We start from the raw sequence: 17,922 nt of genomic DNA on the forward strand, positions 1-17,922 counted from the left end.
GCGGGGGTGGGGTCAGCAGCCGATCACCCAGTAGTTGGGGGCGGTCTGCTTGAGGGCGCTGGTGTAGAAGGTGTTGTAGAGGCCCATCCGCTGGTTGGAGCCGTTCGCGTAGGCGTAGCCACCCGACTGGTACGCCCGACCGGCGATGACGTGCGCGTAGTTGCTGGCGGTCACGCAGGTCGGCGGCGTGGTCGGGGTTGGCGTGGGGGTCGGGGTCGGGGTGGCCGTCGGAGTGGGGGTCGGCGTGGCGGTCGGGGTTGGGGTTGGGGTTGGGTTGGTGCCGCCGCCGTTCAGGCCGAAGAAGAGCGCGTCACGGTACGTCGAGCAGATGGTGTCCAGGAAGTAGGCGCCGGCGGTGCCGCACTGTTCGGCTCCGGAACCCGGGTCGACCGGCGTGCCGTGGCCCATCCCGGAGACCCGGTAGAGCCGCACGTCGTCGTTGCCGTACACCTCGAGGCTCGTGTTGCCCGGCAGCGACGAGGTGCTGCTCGGCGTCTGCGACACGCCCCGCACGTTGGTCCACTGGTCGCGGGACTCGGTGCCGTTGAGCGGGACGACCGTGGTGTCCGAGGTGCCGTGCCAGATGGCCACCCGGGGCCGCGGGCCGGTATAGCCGGAGTACGCGCCACGGACCAGGTCACCCCAGGCGGCCGGGGTCTTGTCCGCGCCCGGACTCATGCAGCTGAACGCGTTGACCATGCTGGTGGCGCAGCGGTACGGGATCCCCGCGATGATCGATCCAGCGGCGAAGACGTCCGGGTAGGTGGCCAGCATGACCGCGCTCATCGCCCCGCCCGCGGAGAGACCGCTGACGAAGACCCGGGATCCGTTCACCCCGAAGTTCGCCTTGGCGTGGTCGACCATCTGCTTGATCGACAGCGCCTCGCCCTGGCCCCGGGCGGTGTCTCCCGCCTCGAAGAAGTTGAAGCAGGAGTTGGCGTTGTTGCCGGAGGGCTGCTGGGCAACGATCAGGGCGAACTTCCACTGGTCGGCGTACTTCTGCCAGCCGGAGTTGGCGAAGTAGCCAGAGGCGTTCTGTGTGCACCCGTGCAGCAGGACGACGGCCGGGGAGTTGGCCGGCAGGCTGTCCGGCCGGTAGGCGTACATGGCGAGGTTGCCCGGGTTGGAGCCGAACCCGGTGACCTGGGTGAGGGTGGCGGCCTGGGCGGGTGCGGCGATGGCGACCGCGCCGGTTACGGCGAGGGCGAGCCCGGCGACCGCGCCGACAAGCCGGGTGAGGGTGGACGAGGAGCGGCGCACGGCGGCCTCCTGAGGGGGCAGACTGTGAACTGGGTCACGGTCGAATTGCCGAGACGTTACGACGATGTGTCGCCCCTATGACATGGGGCACACTCACACATCTACGGCTGCCGTTGTGTACGCCAAGCCATCGACGCCGTGGAGGGGACCACTCCCCTACCTCAGGCGATAACAGGGGTCCCCTCCTTGCATGTATGACCGGCCCGTCCAGGTCCGGTTGGTAACGTCCGCTGCGTGCCGTCCTCCCCGTCTCTGGCCACCGGGCCCGCACCCGCGTCACCGCCACGCGTCGTCCGGGACCGCCGGGCCGACCTGATCGTCGCGCTGGTGGCGCTCGCACTCGCCGTCTGGGTGACCAGTGGGCTGTGGCGGGACCCGAACACCCGGACCATCACCGTCAACTCCAGCGACCAGGCGCTCTTCGAGTGGCTGCTGGCCTTCGGCGGGCACGCGGTCACCCACGGGGACAACCCGTTCTTCACCTACCTGATCAACGTCCCGGACGGCGTGAACCTCGCGGTCAACACCTCGATCACGGTGTACGCGGTGGTCTTCGCCCCGCTCACGTACCTGATCGGGCCACCGGCGACGTTCCTGGTGATCCTCACCCTGAACCTGCTCGCCACCGCGCTGGTCTGGTACTGGCTGCTCTCCCGGCACCTGGTCCGCAGCCGGCTCGCCGCCGGGGTCGGCGCCCTGTTCATCGCCTACTCCCCCGGCATGGTCTCGCACGCCAACGCCCACCTGAACTGGACCGCCGGCTGGCTGGTGCCGTTGCTGATCTGGCGGCTGTTCGCGCTGCGCCGGTCAGGGCACTGGCTCCGCGACGGAGTGATCCTCGGCGTGCTGGTCGCGGTGGCCTTCTCGATCGCCGCCGAAGGACTCTTCTTCACCGCCGTGGCGCTCGGGGTGTTCCTCGCCGTCTGGGCGCTGCACCCGGCCAACCGGGCCGAGGCCCGCGCCGCGCTGCCCACCTTCCTGCGCGGACTCGGGGTGACCGCCGTGGTGGCCGGCGTGCTGCTGTCGTACCCGCTGTGGCTGCACTTCGCCGGGCCGCAGCGGTTCCACGGCACCGGCTTCGACCCGGTGATCCACTCCGAGGACATCGCCGCGTTCGCCGCCTTCCCGCGCCGCTCGCTGGCCGGCGAGGCGGGGCTCGGTACCTCGCTGGCGCCGAACCCGACCGAGGAGAACTCGTTCTTCGGTATCCCGCTGCTGGTACTCACCGTGGTCTGCTTCGTCGCGCTCTGGCGGCGGGCCGACGCGGGCCGCCGGGCGACCCTCTGGGCGCTGGGCGTCCTCGCGCTGATCTTCACGGTGCTCTCCTTCGGCCCGGTCGCCAAGGTCGACGGACGACGCACCGACCTGCCCATGCCGTTCGACCTGCTCGGACAGCTACCAGTGGTGAACGCCGCGCTGCCGGCCCGGCTGGCGCTGGTGGTCGCGCCGGTGATCGGGCTGCTGCTGGCGTACGCCGTCGACCAGTTGCGCGCCGCACCGCCCCGGCACCGCTCCACGGAGCTGGCCTGGCTGCTCGGGTTCGCGGTGGCCCTGGTGCCGCTGCTGCCCACCCCGCTGCTCACCGACGAGCGGGAGCCCATCCCGCAGTTCATCACCTCCGGCACGTGGCGGGACTACGTCTCACCGGACGGCGTGCTCACCCCCGTGCCGATGCCCGTGGACATCTACCCGGACGGCCAGCGCTGGCAGGCGTACGCGTTGTCGCACCGCCAGGGCGAGTTCAAGATTCCCGGCGGTTTCTTCCTCGGTCCCGGCGGGCCGGACGGGCGCGGCCGGATCGGCCCGGTGCCGCGCACGCTGAGCGCGCTCATGGACCAGGCCGGTCGTACCGGGTTGGTGCCGATCGTCACCGACGGGACCATCCGGGAGGTCCAGTCGGACCTGCGGCACTGGCGGATCGAGACGGTGGTGCTCGCCGACCAGGTGCACGGCGCGAAGTTCGAGATCGACGAGGAGGCGGTCCGGCGCACCGCCACCGCCCTGTTCGGCGAGCCGCAGCGGGTCGACGACGTCTGGCTCTGGCGCATTCCACCCGCTGACCAATAGGCCGCGGCGCGATCGACCGGGGCATCGTGGCCGGCCCTCGTCGCGTCTAATGGGGTGATGCGAGAGACGGGCCGGCGACTGCGGTGCGGCGCTGCGGTCGGCGTCGCGCTGGCGCTCGTGGCGCTCAGCGCGCCAGCCGCCACGGCCGCCGACAGCACCACCGCGGGCAGCACCACCGCCGACAGCACGACCGGCGGCGACACGACCGGCGCGGTGCCGTCCCGGTTGCACGATCCGTGGCTGTGGCAGGCCACCGTCGGGCAGCGCCCGACCGGCCCGGCCGCGTTGGTCTTCTTCACCAGCCGCACCCGCTTCCTGGAGTCGACCGGTGTGCTGGTCGGCCGGGACGGCGGTTACCGGCTGATCCCGCTGCATGTCGCCGAGGACCATGGGCTGCTCTCCTCCGACGGGCGCCACTACCTGCGGCCGTCCGGTGAGCTGCTGGACCTCACCACCGGCCAGCAGCGCCGCACGATCCACACCGGGATGCGGCCGCTGGCCTGGTCGCCGGACGGGCAGCGGGTCCTGAGCACCCGCAGCAACGACGATTCGGTGATCAGCTTCGGGCCGGACAACCAGCAGCTCAACGATCCCGAGAAGCCCGACGATCTGCTCGTCGTCGACCCGTACCGGGGCACCGAGCAGGTGGTCGCCGCCGGCACCTTCGCCTCGCACGCCGCTGCGGCCTGGTCACCCGACGGTGACGTGCTGGCGGTGGCCGGTCCGCCCGACGTGCCCGCGTCAGTCGCCGAGCGACAGCGGCTGGTGGTCGTCGACCCGGACGGCGGTGACCCCCGCTGGCAGGTCGACCTGGGCGACCGGCGGATGCTGGCCGGCCCGGCCGCCTGGCACCCGGACGGCCGGCGGATCGCGCTTCTCGCCTTCGATGGCTGCGCCGGGCCGACGTGCACGGTCGAGCAGGCGGCTGCACGCACCATGCGGATCGAGTTCCTGGACGCCACCACCGGCCAAGCCGTCGGTCAGCCGCTGCCGGTCGACGCCTCGACAAGCCGGATCGTCGGCTGGCGCGGCGACGACCCGGTGGTGCAGCAGGTGAGCGGGACGGGACGGGACGAGGACCGGCGGGCCATCCTCGCCGCGCTGCCGGCTGGTGGCGACCGCGAGGTGCTGGTGACCGCGCCGGTCGGGTCGACCGACCTGGCGGTGCCGGGTGACCTGCTGGCCCGGGCCGCGTTCGGTGGTCCGGAGCGCCGGCCGTCGCCGTTCGCCGCCCCGCTCTGGTTCTACCTGGCGCTGGCCGTGCCGACGCTGCTCGCCGTCGCCCTCCTCGTTCGCCGCGTGCGTCGTCGCCGGGGTTCCGCAACGACCCCGGACACCGGCCTGGCGCCGCGCGCCTGAAGCCGGCCCACCAGGTGCCACCAGGCCCTCGTGAGGCGGCTCACCAGGGATCATCGTCGGTAGCGGGACTAGGCTGGAGGCCGTGACGACGACGACCCCCGGCCTGACGGCCGTCCGTGCCGGCCTGCTCGACTACCAGGCCGCCTGGGACGAGCAGCGGCGCCTGCACGAGTCGGTGGTGGCTGGCGAGCGCGGCGACACCGTGCTGCTGCTGGAGCACCCGAGCGTCTACACCGCGGGCAAGCGCACCGAGCCGTGGGACCGGCCGTCGGACGGCACCCCGGTCGTCGACGTGGACCGCGGCGGCAAGATCACCTGGCATGGGCCGGGTCAGCTCGTTGGTTACCCGATCCTGCGGCTGCCTGACCCGGTGGACGTGGTCGCCTACGTACGCCGCACGGAAGAGCTGCTGATCGACGTGTGCGCCGAGTTCGGGCTGGCCGCCGGCCGGGTCGAGGGGCGCAGCGGGGTCTGGGTGCCCGAGGACGACCGAGGGCCGGCCCGCAAGGTGGCCGCCATCGGCATCCGGGTGGCCCGGGGCGTCTCCCTGCACGGCTTCTCGATCAACTGCGACTGCGACCTGACGTACTTCGACCGGATCGTGCCGTGCGGCATCCGCGACGCTGGCGTCACCTCGCTCACCGCCGAGCTGAACCGCCCGATCACCGTCGCCGACGTGCTCCCGGTAGTCGAGCGCCAACTGTCCACCCTCGTCGCGCTCTGAGCACCGCCCCAACCGCGTCGATCTAGGGACTATCGTCGTTGATTGACCTCTGGACGCTGCCATCTTCCCTAGATCGACGCGTTGGGGGGGCGCGGGGGCGGGGCGGGGGGCGGGGGCGCGGGGGCGGGGTGGGGTTAGGGGGTTAGGCGGTTTAGGTCGCGGGGGAAGGCTGTTACCTCGCGGATGTTGGTTGCGCCTAGTAGGCGGGCTACGAAGCGTTCCAGGCCGATGGCGAAGCCTCCGTGTGGCGGCATGCCGTGCCGGAACGCGTCCAGGTACCCGGCGTACGGCTCGACCGGCTCACCCCGGGCGGCCAACGCCGCCAGGTAGTCGGCGTGCCGGTGCAGCCGCTGCCCGCCGGTGACCAGCTCCAGGCCACGGAAGAGCAGGTCGAAACCGTTCGAGTACGCCGGCCGCGCCGGGTCCGGGTGGGTGTAGAACGGTCGCTTCGCCATCGGGTAGCCGGTGACGAAGAGGAAGTCCGACCCGTGTTCGCGGCGAGCCCACTCGCCCAACGCCCGTTCGTGGGCGGGTGCCAGGTCCGGTTCGTCGGCGGGCGCCCCGGCGATCGTCAGCGCCTCGGCGAAGTGCACCGCCGGGATCTCCGCCGGCACCTCCGGCGGTACGACGTCGAGCGTTGCCAGGGCGGTGCCGGCTCGCTCGCCCACCGTGGCCAGCATCCCGGCCAGGGTGTCACGCAGCACGCGCATCACGTCGCGGTGGTCGGCGACGAAGCCCAGTTCGGCGTCGAGCGACGTGTACTGCGCGAGGTGCCGGACGGTGTCGTGTGGCTCGGCCCGGAAGACCGGCCCCACCTCGTAGACCCGTTCGAAGACGCCGACCATCAACTGCTTGTAGAACTGCGGCGACTGGGCCAGGTACGCGGGCCGACCGAACCAGTCCAACGCGAACACGTTCGCCCCGCTCTCGGTGGAGGAACTGACCACCTTCGGAGTGTGGATCTCCACGAAGTCGTGGGCGTCGAGGGTGGCTCGGAACCCGGCCACCGCCGCCGCCGAGATCCGCAGCGCGGCCGACCGGGTGGGGTGCCGCAGCGCGGCCGGCGCGTTGTCGAGTTGGGTGGGCAGGCTCGCGGTGAGCGCGGGCCGGTACAGGTCGAACGGTGGCGGCACGGCGGGCGGGCCAAGTGGACGTACCGTCGGGTCGGTCAGCTCGACCCCGGCGGGCGCCGTGCCGTTCGCGGTGACCGTCGCGGTGACCTCGACGACCGTCTCCTCGGTGAGTTTCTCCAGCTCGGCGCGGACGGCCGGGTCGGTGACGACCACCTGGGCCAGGCCGGCGGCGTCCCGCACGATCAGGAACGCCACCGACTTGAGCAGTCGTCGGCGGTGCACCCAGCCGGCGATCCGCACGGTGGCACCGACCTGGGTGGGCAGTTGGTGGGACAGGGTTCGTTGCATGGCGGGTTGCTCCTCGGTTGATCGCCACGCCTTCGCCGCCCTGGGGAAGCGATGCGTCGCATCAGCCCCAGGGAGGTGTGGGCGAGCGGGAACCTCGCGGTGCCACCACACCTTCGCTCCCGCCGGAGCGGGAGCCTCGTTCGTCGCCTGATGACCGGGGCCAACCGGGCGGGCTCTACTAGGCGTTGCTGCCGTTCTGCCCGCAGCTCGGGAGGGTCTTCACGCACCGGCACCAGACCGCCTCTCAGCACCGGCGGCTCTCTGCACTGGCGGGTCGGCGCGCTACTCGGCTCCGTCGTCGCTGTTGGCGGTGACCGTAGCACCGGACCCGTCGCGTGTGACGCCGAATTTCAACAGCCCGGTGTCCGGCGTCACAACGTCTGGGGCGTGACGCCGGTCGCCCGACGCACATAGACGATGGCCGTCGGGCGTAGGCTCGTTTTCGTGACGATCGAGCACTCCGCGCCGACGACCGGCCAGGCAGCGCGCACCGCAACGGCCGCCCCCGAGGGGCGGCGTCTGCTGCGGATCGAGGCGCGCAACGCCGAGACGCCGATCGAGCGCAAACCGCCGTGGATCAAGGTCAAGGCCAAGATGGGGCCGGAGTACACCCAACTGCGCGGGCTCGTCTCGCGTGAGGGGCTGCACACCGTCTGCCAGGAGGCCGGCTGCCCCAACATCTACGAGTGTTGGGAAGACCGGGAGGCGACCTTCCTCATCGGTGGCGACCAGTGCACCCGGCGCTGCGACTTCTGCCAGATCGACACCGGCAAGCCGGCCGAGTTCGACGCCGACGAGCCGCGCCGCGTCGCCGAGTCGGTGGTCTCGATGGGGCTGCGCTACGCCACCATCACCGGCGTCGCCCGTGACGACCTGCCCGACGGCGGCGCCTGGCTGTACGCCGAGACCGTCCGACAGATCCACGCCCTGCAGCCCGGCTGCGGCGTCGAGCTGCTGATCCCGGACTTCAACGCCGTCCCCGAGCAGTTGGCCGAGGTCTTCGGCTCCCGCCCCGAGGTGCTGGCCCACAACGTGGAGACCGTGCCGCGCATCTTCAAGCGCATCCGGCCGGCGTTCCGCTACGACCGCTCTCTGGACGTGATCCGGCAGGCTCGCGCCGACGGCCTGGTCACCAAGAGCAACCTCATCCTGGGCATGGGCGAGGAGCGGGCCGAGGTCTCGCAGGCGCTGCGCGACCTGCACGACGCCGGCTGCGAGCTGATCACCATCACGCAGTACCTGCGCCCCACCCCCCGGCACCACCCGGTGACCCGCTGGGTCAAGCCGGAGGAGTTCGTGGAGCTGCGTGAGGAGGCCGAGGAGATCGGCTTCGCCGGGGTGATGAGCGGGCCGCTGGTGCGTTCGTCGTACCGGGCCGGCCGGCTCTACCAGCAGGCCCTCGACGCCCGCGCCGCCACCTCGGTCGCCACCGCCGGCTGACTCCGCCGGCAGCGCCGCACGGCCGTTCGCCGTCCGGGTGCCATGATCCTGTGATGACCGTCGGCGTACGCCAGCAGCCGCGCGGCGCGGACCCCCGCGCCCGCGGCCCGGCGTGCGTCCCGGGTTGGTCGGCTGGCTCACCGGGTTGGCCATGCTCGCCGGGGTGGGTTACCGGCTCTGGCTGCTGGGTCACGCCGCGCCGTCCACGAACAGCGACGAGGCCACCATGGGGTTGGCCGCGCTGCACATCGCCCGGGGTGAGGGCTTCCCGGTCTGGTTCTACGGCCAGCAGTACATGGGCACCCTGGAGGCGTACCTGGCCGCGCCGGTGTTCGCCCTTGCCGGCGGGCCTTCGCTGTTCGGTCTGCGGCTGCCCACGCTGGCGCTGTACGTGCTGTTCCTGCTGCTGTCCTGGCAGTTGACGCTGCGGCTGACCGGGGACCGTTGGTTCGGGCTGCTGGTGGTGACGCTGCTGGCCCTCGGCTCCGACCGCGTCATCAAGAACCAGCTGATCGCTGGCGGCGGCTACCCCGAGATGAACGCGGCCGGCGTGGCGCTGGCCCTACTCGCCGTGGACCTGGCCTCCGGCCGGCCGGGGTGGCGGCTGGCGCGCTGGGCGGCGTGGGGGTTCCTGGCCGGCCTGATGCTCTGGGTCGACCCGCTGGTGCTGCCGTACGTCGTGGCGACCGGGGCGGTGCTCGTCGGGTTCTGCCGTCGGGAGCTGCGCGGGGTGGCCGGGGCGCTGCTCGGGGCGGCCGCCGTGCTGGGTGCGGCTCCGCTGCTGCTGCACAGCCTGGTCGACGGGCGGAACCCGCTGCACGCGGTGCTCGCCGCCAGCGGTGCGAACACCACCGTGGGCTGGGCGGACCGGCTGCACGGTGGCCTGCTGCTCGGCCCTCCGCTGGGCATGGGCTTCTGCGCGCCCGGGCAGTGCGCCACCTGGCAGCTGTGGTGGGCGCTCGCCCTGCCGCTGCTGCTTGCCGTCGCCGCAGCCACCGCCTGGCGGGCGACCCGCCGGCCGCCTGCCTCCCCGGCCAACCCCACCAGCCCGGCCGACCCCACCGCCCCGGACGTCCCAGCGGGCCGTGCGCCCCGGGTGGGGGCGGCGATCCGGCTGGCGCTCGTGCTCGCCGCGGTGGCCACCCTCGGCGCGTACACGGTGAGCAGTGCCGCCGGGCTCACCCCGGTGGAGAGTTCCCGCTACCTGTCCTGCCTGCTCATCTCCCTGCCGGCGCTGCTCTGGCCGGTGTGGACGGCGGCCCGACACGGTCTGCGGTCGTCGGCGACCGACCGACGCGGGTGGACGCTGGCCCGGCCGGTCGCGCTGGCCTTGCTCGCCGCCACGCTGGGCACCGCCGCCCTCGCCACCTGGCAGGCAGCGGAGACCGCCCCGGCGGCGCGGGCCGCCGAGGCCCGACACACCGAGCTGGTGAGCACCCTGCGTCAGCTCGGCGTACGGCACGTGCGCGCCGGCTACTGGACCTGCAACCGGCTCACCTTCGCCAGTGCGGAGCGGGTGGTCTGCGCGGTCGTCGACGACACGCTGCGCCCCGGTTTCGACCGCTACCCCGCGTACCGGCGGGAGGTGGACGGGGCAGCGGCACCGGCCTGGGTCGCACCGGCCGGCTCGCCGCTGGCGAACGCGCTCGACGAGCGGCAGCGCGCCACGCCGGGCAGCCTGGACCTTGTCACGATCGACGGCTGGCGGATCTACCTGTCGAGGTGAGCTGGTCAGCGGGCGCGGCGAGCAGGCCGAGGCGGTGCGCCAGGGCGGCGGCCTCCACCCGGTTGGTCACGCCCAGCTTCGCGATGATCCGGGACACGTGCACGCTGGCCGTCTTCGGGGAGATGAACAACTGCTCGGCGATCCGGCTGTTGCTGTGCCCCTCGGCGACAAGCCGCAGCACCTCCTGCTCCCGAGCGGTCAACAGATCGACGCCGGCCCCGCCCTGACCGGCGGTGCGCAGACCGACCCGCTTCGCCAGGGTGGCGGCTGCCTCGGCGAGGGGCACCGCACCCAGCCGCCGGCCGATCTCGGCGGCCTCGGTGACCGCCGCCGCCGTCTCGTCGCGCTCCCCGGCGGCGGCGGCGGTCTCAGCGAGCGTCAGCAACGCGCGGCCCAGCGGGTGCGGCTGCCCGTCGGCCCGCCAGGCATCGACCGCCGCGCGCCACGCCGGCAGCGCCTGGTCGCCGACCGCGAGCAGTGCGGCAACCTCGGCCGCGTGCGCCCGTGCCGCCGGGTGCCGGACGGGCAGGTCGGTGGCGAGCGCCGCCACGGCGGCTGCCAGCTCCTGGTCCCGCACCCGGGCTGCGGTACGCGCGGCGGCGTTGAGCAACGGCCAGCCCTCGCGCGGCAGCTGCGGCAGGCTCTTGTCGGCCACTGCGACACGGGCCGCCCGGATCGCTTCGACCTTGTCGTCGGCGACCAGCGCCGCCTCGATCGCCAGCTCGTGCAGGGGCAACCGGTGGTTCGGCCACAGGTAGGGCCGGCCGAGGAAGGCGAGCGCCCGGTCGACCAGCTCGTCGGCGCCCGGGTGGGCGCGGGCCAGCCGCAGCCCGGCGCCGAGCTGGAGCCAGTGCAGCACGGTGACGCCGGACAGGTCGATCCGGGCCGCTTCCGCGAAGACCGCCTCGGCCTCGTCCCACCGACCCAGCGCGATCAGCGCCTCGGCCCGGTTGGACAGCAGGTACGCCCCGGTGGAGCGGCTGATCCCCACCCGCCGCGCCTCCGCCACGCCGGCCTCGGCCGCCTCGGCGGACTCGGCGTAGCGGCCCAACTCACAGAGCACGTCCGACTGGAACACCTTGGCGAGCACCAGCGCCGACGTGTCCCCCGCCGCCCGGGCGACTGCCTCGGCCTCGCCCAGCTCGGCCAGCCCGCGCTCCCGCTCGTGGTGGCAGAGCAGGGCGATCCGCGTCGGAAGCAGGACCAGCTCCTCGCCGAGCGCCTCGGCGTCCGTGCTCGCCTCGGCGGCCACCCGGGCCGCCTGCTCAGGATCGATCTTGACCAGGTGGGCGGCGATGTCGGCAAGCAGCCGGACCCGCTCCACGCTGGCCGGGCCACGGGCCGCCAGCCGGTACGCCTCATCCAGCTCGCGGCTGCCGTCACTCTTGCCGAGCAACGCCAGCAGTCGACCCCGCTGGTCCAGCAGGCGTGCGGCGCGCAGCGGCGCGGCATCGGCGTCCACCTCGGCCAGGCCGGCCCGGGTCAGGGTGATCGCCCGGCTGAAGTCGCCGGCGGTGACCGCGGCGTCCAGTGTCTGCTCCAGCAACGCCAGGTGATCCATGCCGAGCAGGGCTGCGGCGTCGGGCACCAGCTCCCACAGCTCCAGCGCCCGCTCCAGCAGCCGGCGCTGCTCGGCGTACGCGTACCGGTCAGCGGCGGCGCAGGCCGCGGCTTGCGCGGCGACGAGGGCACGCGGGTGGTGGTGCGCGGCGTACCAGTGGTGGGCGATCTCGGCCGGGGCCCGGCCGGCGGCGACCAGGTGCGGCTGGGCCTCGATGGCGGCGGCGAAGCGGGCGTGCAGCCGGGCGTGTTCGCCGGGCAGCAACTCGTCGTGCACGGCCTCGCGGACCAGCGCGTGCCGGAACTCGTAGTCACCGTCCCGATCGGCCACCACCAACTGGGCGGCGACGGCGGCGCGCAGTGCGTCCTCCAGCTCGGCCTCGGGGAGCCCGGCGACCTCGGCGATCAGGTCGTGGGCGAAACGGGTGCCGCCGGCGGCGGCGATCCGCAGCACCCGCTGGGCCGGTTCGGGGAGCCGGTCCACTCGGGCCAGCAGCAGGTCGCGCAGCGTTTCGGGGAGCGCGGCGCAGCCGATCGGGCCACCGGCGACGGCCAACTCCTCGATGAAGAAGGGATTGCCCTGGGTGCGGTCATGGATGTCGTCGACGGCACGGGCGGGCGGCTCGGCGCCGAGCAGGTCGGCGAGGATCGCGCTGGTGCCGTCGCGGTCCAGGCGGCCCAGCTCGACCCGCTCCACGCCGCGGGCCCGATCCAGTTCGGCGAGGAACGGGCGCAGCGGGTGCCCGCGCTGCAACTCGTCGGTGCGGTAGGTGCACACCAGCAGCAGCCGGCCCGGCCGGGCCACCCGGACCAGGAAGCCGATCAGGTCGCGGGTGGAGCGGTCGGCCCAGTGCAGATCCTCGATGATCAGCACCAGCGGACGAGCATCGGCGAGCCGTTGGAAAAGCTCGGCGACCAGGTCGAACAGGTAGCCGCGTGGGGCGTCGCCGACCGGCACGGCGCGCGGTGCGGCCAGCGCCGCGGACGCCCGGCCCAGCTCCGGCAGCAGCGGGGCGAACTCCGCCTCGTAGCCGGCGAAGACCTCGGGGCCGTCGGCGCGCAGCACCGCGCGGAGTGCGGCAGCGAACGGGGCGAACGGCAGGCCCGCCTCGCCCAGCTCCAGGCACTGGCCGACCAGCACCCGCGCTGCGCCGTCGGTGGCCCGGCCGGCGAACTCGTCCAGCAGACGGGTCTTACCCACGCCTGCCTCGCCACCGACCAGCACGGTGGTGGGCTCCCCCGCACGTGCCCGGCCCAGCGCGTCCCGCAACGCCGCGATCTCAGGATGGCGGCCGACGAGGACGGAGCTGGCAGCGCGTACGGTCACGGGGTCGAGCATGCCACGACGGCTCCCCACGCCGGCCCCGCCGATCGGCCGGTGGCCGGGCGGCGGGGCGGGCTCGACTCGACCGGCCAGCGCGGCGGGCGCGGTCACCGGCTGGTGTCGTTGGTGCGGGCGGTCTGCTTGCGCCGGCCGAGCCAACCGCGGCCGGCGGGACGCGGCAGCGACCGGGCGAGCCGTTCCGCGGCCGCCTCGGCGCGCAGCTCGGCGGCGTGGGTACGGTGCAGGGAGAGCAGGAAGTCTGCGTCGTTGCCGAACATGTCGGGCTCCTTCGTGGCGTCGTCGTCTTCTGCTGACGACTCTTCGCGCGAAGGCCCCACCCGGGCATGGGCACGGCGCCTCATCTTCCTGACCGCCGCCCTCCTTACGCGCCCCGTCCGGGCGGGTACGGCGACGTAAGGTACTCAGCTACCCGGGCACCCGGACGCGGATCAACGGGGCGAGCGGCGACCACTAGACTCTGCGGCATGGCAAAGCCCCAGGAGAAGGTCTCGTTCGGCCAGCGGCTGAAGCAGATCGGGATGGTGTTCCAGTTCACCGCCAAGCAGGACCGGTGGTTCGCGCCGTTGGTCGCCGCCGCGGTGCTCCTCCCGCTCGCCCTCACCGTGGTCGCGGTCATCCTCTGGGGCTGGATCTGGCTGCCGCTGGGCATCCTGTTCATCCTGCTCGCGGTGCTGATCGTGCTCAACCTACGGTCCAACAAGGCGATGATGAACGCCGCCGAGGGGCAGCCCGGCGCGGCGGCGCAGATCATGGAGAACATGCGCGGCGACTGGCGGGTCACCCCGGCCGTCAGCTCGACCACCCAGATGGACATGGTCCACCTGGTGATTGGCCGCGCGGGCGTGATCCTGCTGGCCGAGGGCAACCCGCAGCGGGTGCGCGGCCTGCTCGGGCAGGAGAAGCGCCGGCTGTCCAAGGTGATCGGCTCCGCTCCCCTGCACGACTACGTGATCGGGCAGGAGGAGGGCGAGCTGCCGATCCGCAAGCTGCGGACGACGCTCCTGCGCCTGCCCCGCGCGCTCTCCGGCAAGGACGTCAACTCGCTGGACAAGCGACTCAAGGCGCTCACCGCCCGGCCGCAGATGCCCAAGGGCGCGATCCCGAAGAACATGCGGCCGCCGGGCGCCTCCCGCCAGTCGCGGGGCCGCTGACCCCTCTGGCGTACGCCTGAAAAGAGCCGGACCCGCGCGGGTCCGGCTCTTTCTCGTTGTTCGGCGGGCTCAGCCGCGCGGCGCGTCGACGATGACCGAGTCGGCGAGCCGGTCGTGCAGGCCGCGACGGTGCTCGTCCATGATCAGTGCGGGGACGACAAGGGCCAGCAGCAGGCCCCGGATCAGCCCCCGGAGCACGCCGATCCGGCCACCGTCGTGCCAGTTCACGCAGCGGACCTTCGTGATGTACATGCCCGGCGTCTGGGCGAACAGGCCGAGGAAGATGCCGTACTCCAGGACCAGCACCAGCACCGGCGCCCAGCCGTCGCGTACCGGGTCGGCGAAGAAGTTGGACACCAGCAGGCAGAGCACCCAGTCGATGATCAGCGCCCCGAACCGCCGACCGAGGGTCGGCGGAGTGAAGGTGGGGTCTGTTGCCGGCGCTGCCGTTGCGTGCGGATTGGTCACAGCGGTCAAGGGTATCCGCGCCGGGATGAGGGCTTGCCAGGTGCCGCCGCCACTGCGTGCCGATTCAGGCCAAAGGCATCAGATGTCATTAGACTGGCACAGTCGGTACGGCCTTCGCGGCGGGCCGAGGGCGTGGACAGGGGCGTCGCTGACGCTCCGCGAGGGACGTAACACGGCAGAAACAACGGAGACACGGCCGGGCAACCGCTTGGCCATAGCGTCGCCAGAAGCCTAGCCACCCCGTGGACGTGCCAGGAGGATGTGTGTTCGCCAATCCCGAGGAACTGCTGCGATACCTCAAGAACGAGGACGTGAAGTTCGTCGACGTTCGTTTCTGTGACCTGCCCGGCGTGATGCAGCACTTCAACCTGCCGGTCGAGTCCGTCAACGACGACCTCTTCACCGACGGCCTCGCGTTCGACGGTTCGTCGATCCGCGGTTTCCAGGCGATCCACGAGTCGGACATGCTCCTGCTCCCGGACGTCGCCACCGCGTTCATCGACCCGTTCCGCGCGCAGAAGACGCTCGCGCTCAACTTCTTCATCCACGACCCGTTCACCCGCGAGGCCTACAGCCGCGACCCGCGCAACGTGGCGAAGAAGGCCGAGGCGTACCTGGCGGCGAGCGGCATCGCCGACACCGCCTACTTCGGCGCCGAGGCGGAGTTCTACATCTTCGACTCGATCCGCCACGAGACCTCGGCGCATCAGTCGTTCTACTACATCGACTCGATCGAGGGCGCCTGGAACACCGGGCGCGAGGAGCCGGGCGGCAACCGCGGCTACAAGACCGCGTACAAGGGCGGCTACTTCCCCGTTCCGCCGGTCGACCACTACGCCGACCTGCGTGACTCGATCGTGCGCCGGCTCGTCGACACCGGCTTCAACGTGGAGCGCTCGCACCACGAGGTGGGCACCGCCGGTCAGTCCGAGATCAACTACCGGTTCTCGACCCTGCTGCACGCCGGTGACCAGCTCCAGCTCTTCAAGTACATCGTGAAGAACGAGGCCTGGGCCAACGGCAAGACCGCGACCTTCATGCCCAAGCCGCTGTTCGGCGACAACGGTTCCGGCATGCACACCCACCAGAGCCTCTGGCTCAATGGTGAGCCGCTCTTCTACGACGAGACCGGCTACGCGGGTCTGTCCGACATGGCCCGCTGGTACATCGGCGGTCTGCTGCACCACGCGCCGTCGCTGCTGGCCTTCACCAACCCGACGGTCAACTCGTACCGTCGCCTGGTGCCGGGCTTCGAGGCGCCGGTCAACCTGGTCTACTCGCAGCGCAACCGCTCCGCCTGCACCCGCATTCCGGTGACCGGCAGCAACCCGAAGGCCAAGCGCGTCGAGTTCCGCGTTCCGGACCCGTCGGCCAACGTCTACCTGGCCTTCTCGGCCATGATGATGGCCGGCCTGGACGGCATCAAGAGCAAGATCGAGCCGCCGACGCCGATCGACAAGGACCTGTACGACCTCCCGCCGGAGGAGTGGGGCGACGTCAAGCAGGTGCCGGGCTCGCTGTCGGCCGTGCTCGACTCGCTCGAGGCCGACCACGACTACCTGCTCGACGGCGGCGTCTTCACCCCGGACCTGATCTCCACCTGGGTGGACTGGAAGCGCGCCAACGAGGTCGACCCGGTGCGCCTGCGCCCGACCCCGCACGAGTTCGCCATGTACTACGACTGCTGAGCACTCTTCACCACCGGCCGGGCCGGCTCCGCGATTCGCGGAGCCGGCCCGGTCCGCGTTCACGCCCCAAGCCCCAAGATCGTGCTCGATCCTGGATGTAGTGGTGTCCGGCACGGGAGATGCCACTACATCCGGGTTCGAGCACGATCTTCGGTTCCGAAGCCCGGTGATCATGAAGCTAGCCGGACGTTTAGTCCCATTTGTCACCCGTCAACCTTGATCGACGGGGTTCGACCCGGAGGCGCCGAGGCGCGGAGGAGCACGGTCAGGAGCAGCGCGGTCATCACCACCGCACCGGGGGCCTTCGTGAAGCGGGCCAGGTTCGTGCCGTCGGGCAGGGCGAGGAAGGCCGCCACCGCCGCCGGCAGCACGAACCAGGTCGCCCTGATGGCGGTGAGTGCGAGCAGCGCCAGGGGCCAGGTCGCGTACCAGGGGTGGAAGACCGGGGACAGGACGACGGTGGCGACCAGCGCCAGCGCCGCCCCCTGCAACGCCACCCGTGGCCTGCGCTGCCCGGCGTCGTTGAAGGCGCGCAGCGCCCGCCAGGCCCGCCACCAGAGCACCACCAGCGCGCCGACGAGCAGGACCAGCGCGACCGTCCGGGCCACCGGCACCGCCCGGGGTCCCGGCCGACCAGCGCGCCGGCGTAGTCCACGACCAGGCCAACGGCGGTGGGCGGCGACGTCCACTGCTCCGAGTCACCGCTGTGGGTCAGCCCGCCCACCCAGCCGAACCCGAGGCCGGACAACGCCGAGGTGACGAGCAACGCGGCGAGCAGCCCGCCGGCCAGCCAGCCGCCGTCGCGCAGCAGCGCCCGTACGGTGTAGCGACCGTGCACCGCGGCCAGCGCGGCGAAGGGCGCCACCACCACAGCGCTGGCCTTGACCGTCACGGCCAGCCCGAGCAGCGCCCCGGCGACCAGCAACGCTGACGGCCGGCCCGGTCGGCGGACCACGACCAGCAGCCCACACAGCAGCAGACCCAGCATCACGGCGTCGTTGTGCGCCCCGGCCACCAGGTGCACCCCGACCAGCGGGCCGGCAAGCGCCAGCCACGCCGCACGCCGGGTCGGCACCCCGCCGGCCCGCGCCAACCCGGGCAGGCAGAACGCAGCCAGCAGCAGCCCCGCCACGGCGATCACGCGCAGCAGCACGACCGTGCCGGTGAGCCCGCCCCCGAGGCCGACCGCGAGTGCTGCGAGCAGCACGAACACCGGCCCGTACGGTGCCGGGGTGTCCCGCCAGATCGGTGCCACCGCGTCCACCCACGGGCAGCCCGCCGCCGCCACTCCCACCGCGTACGGGTCGACGCCATGCGCGTACGTCCAGCCCTGGCAGGCGTACGAGTAGACGTCCCGGCTGCCCAGCGGCGGCGCGACCAGCAGCGGCAGCGCCCACAGCCCGGCGGTGGCGTACGCCCAGCGGGTCGACGGGGCGCCCGCGCGCAACGACCACCATGCCCCGACCAGCAGTGCGGTGCCGACCAGCCAGGAGGTCAGCGTCGCCGGGCCGCCCGGGGCTCGCCAGATCGACACCGGTGTCGCGCCGAGCGGGGCGTCGGGCAGTGCCCCGCCGAGGTACCCGGCCACGGTGAGCAGGACCGCGCCGGCCAGTCCCCCGTACCGGGCGGAGCGAGCCAACCGCGGACCAGGCGGCAGCGGACCAGAAGGCGGACCAGGCGGCGCGCCGGGAGCGGTCACCGGCGCACCTTCCC

General features: G+C 72.6%; 12 protein-coding genes and 1 pseudogene. 7 read left to right on the plus strand and 6 right to left on the minus strand.

The features are described 5' to 3' along the window. Nucleotides 1-12 precede the first annotated feature (12 nt). On the minus strand, nt 13-1,260 hold the full coding sequence (locus tag PCA76_RS24560) for an extracellular catalytic domain type 1 short-chain-length polyhydroxyalkanoate depolymerase (RefSeq protein ID WP_272612803.1): 1,248 nt from the start codon (nt 1,258-1,260) through the stop codon (nt 13-15). A gap of 234 nt (nt 1,261-1,494) precedes the next feature. On the opposite strand from PCA76_RS24560, the gene PCA76_RS24565 reads away from it, so the two are divergent. The 3 genes from PCA76_RS24565 (at nt 1,495) to lipB (ending at nt 5,410) form a co-directional block, all read left to right on the plus strand. Beyond that, a complete protein-coding gene (locus tag PCA76_RS24565; protein WP_272612804.1) occupies nt 1,495-3,327 on the plus strand; it encodes a DUF2079 domain-containing protein in 1,833 nt (610 codons plus the stop codon). 57 nt (nt 3,328-3,384) lie between these two features. Further along, entirely contained in the window at nt 3,385-4,686 is a 1,302-nt protein-coding gene (locus tag PCA76_RS24570) for a TolB family protein (RefSeq protein ID WP_272612805.1), read from the plus strand. An 82-nt stretch (nt 4,687-4,768) separates the two neighbouring features. Next, on the plus strand, nt 4,769-5,410 hold the full coding sequence (gene lipB, locus PCA76_RS24575) for a lipoyl(octanoyl) transferase LipB (protein WP_272612806.1): 642 nt from the start codon (nt 4,769-4,771) through the stop codon (nt 5,408-5,410). Nucleotides 5,411-5,544: 134 nt separating this feature from the next. Here the strand turns inward: lipB and aspS are convergent, their stop codons facing one another. Next, on the minus strand, nt 5,545-6,831 hold the full coding sequence (gene aspS, locus PCA76_RS24580; protein WP_272612807.1) for an aspartate--tRNA(Asn) ligase: 1,287 nt from the start codon (nt 6,829-6,831) through the stop codon (nt 5,545-5,547). Nucleotides 6,832-7,248: 417 nt separating this feature from the next. Here aspS and lipA point away from each other — a divergent pair, with 417 nt between their 5' ends. Beyond that, nucleotides 7,249-8,271 carry a lipoyl synthase gene (lipA, locus tag PCA76_RS24585; RefSeq protein WP_272612808.1) on the plus strand — a complete coding sequence of 341 codons (1,023 nt, stop codon included), beginning with the start codon at nt 7,249-7,251 and terminating at the stop codon, nt 8,269-8,271. Between the two features lie 112 nt (nt 8,272-8,383). Next, the gene (locus tag PCA76_RS24590; protein WP_272612809.1) at nt 8,384-9,997 is read left to right on the plus strand and encodes a hypothetical protein; all 1,614 of its coding nucleotides are present in this window, start codon (nt 8,384-8,386) and stop codon (nt 9,995-9,997) included. Here PCA76_RS24590 and PCA76_RS24595 read toward each other — a convergent pair. Both PCA76_RS24595 and PCA76_RS24600 read right to left on the minus strand, forming a co-directional pair. Next, nucleotides 9,960-12,896, minus strand: coding sequence for a helix-turn-helix transcriptional regulator (locus tag PCA76_RS24595; protein ID WP_272612810.1), 2,937 nt, complete (start codon nt 12,894-12,896; stop codon nt 9,960-9,962). The two genes, PCA76_RS24590 and PCA76_RS24595, sit on opposite strands and share 38 nt — an antisense overlap. Nucleotides 12,897-12,988: 92 nt before the next feature. Then, entirely contained in the window at nt 12,989-13,159 is a 171-nt protein-coding gene (locus PCA76_RS24600; protein ID WP_272612811.1) for a hypothetical protein, read from the minus strand. Between the two features lie 207 nt (nt 13,160-13,366). On the opposite strand from PCA76_RS24600, the gene PCA76_RS24605 reads away from it, so the two are divergent. Continuing rightward, nucleotides 13,367-14,053 carry a DUF4191 domain-containing protein gene (locus tag PCA76_RS24605; protein WP_272612812.1) on the plus strand — a complete coding sequence of 229 codons (687 nt, stop codon included), beginning with the start codon at nt 13,367-13,369 and terminating at the stop codon, nt 14,051-14,053. A gap of 69 nt (nt 14,054-14,122) precedes the next feature. On the opposite strand, the gene PCA76_RS24610 is transcribed toward PCA76_RS24605, so the two are convergent. Continuing rightward, nucleotides 14,123-14,521, minus strand: coding sequence for an RDD family protein (locus PCA76_RS24610; protein ID WP_272612813.1), 399 nt, complete (start codon nt 14,519-14,521; stop codon nt 14,123-14,125). Nucleotides 14,522-14,784: 263 nt separating this feature from the next. Between PCA76_RS24610 and glnA the strand changes: the two genes are divergently transcribed. Further along, a complete protein-coding gene (glnA, locus tag PCA76_RS24615; RefSeq protein ID WP_272612814.1) occupies nt 14,785-16,209 on the plus strand; it encodes a type I glutamate--ammonia ligase in 1,425 nt (474 codons plus the stop codon). Nucleotides 16,210-16,412: 203 nt separating this feature from the next. Here the strand turns inward: glnA and mptB are convergent. Continuing rightward, nucleotides 16,413-17,908: pseudogene (mptB, locus tag PCA76_RS24620) on the minus strand (polyprenol phosphomannose-dependent alpha 1,6 mannosyltransferase MptB). Nucleotides 17,909-17,922 lie beyond the last annotated feature (14 nt).

Source organism: Micromonospora sp. LH3U1, from assembly GCF_028475105.1.
Classification (GTDB): domain Bacteria; phylum Actinomycetota; class Actinomycetes; order Mycobacteriales; family Micromonosporaceae; genus Micromonospora.

Bases quoted from the DNA above. Each gene is read 5' to 3' on its own strand.
- PCA76_RS24570 (WP_272612805.1), top strand. From the start codon at position 3,385: ATGCGAGAGACGGGCCGGCGACTGCGGTGCGGCGCTGCGGTCGGCGTC.
- aspS (WP_272612807.1), bottom strand. From the start codon at position 6,831: ATGCAACGAACCCTGTCCCACCAACTGCCCACCCAGGTCGGTGCCACC.
- lipA (WP_272612808.1), top strand. From the start codon at position 7,249: ATGGCCGTCGGGCGTAGGCTCGTTTTCGTGACGATCGAGCACTCCGCG.
- PCA76_RS24595 (WP_272612810.1), bottom strand. From the start codon at position 12,896: ATGCTCGACCCCGTGACCGTACGCGCTGCCAGCTCCGTCCTCGTCGGC.
- PCA76_RS24600 (WP_272612811.1), bottom strand. From the start codon at position 13,159: ATGTTCGGCAACGACGCAGACTTCCTGCTCTCCCTGCACCGTACCCAC.
- PCA76_RS24605 (WP_272612812.1), top strand. From the start codon at position 13,367: ATGGCAAAGCCCCAGGAGAAGGTCTCGTTCGGCCAGCGGCTGAAGCAG.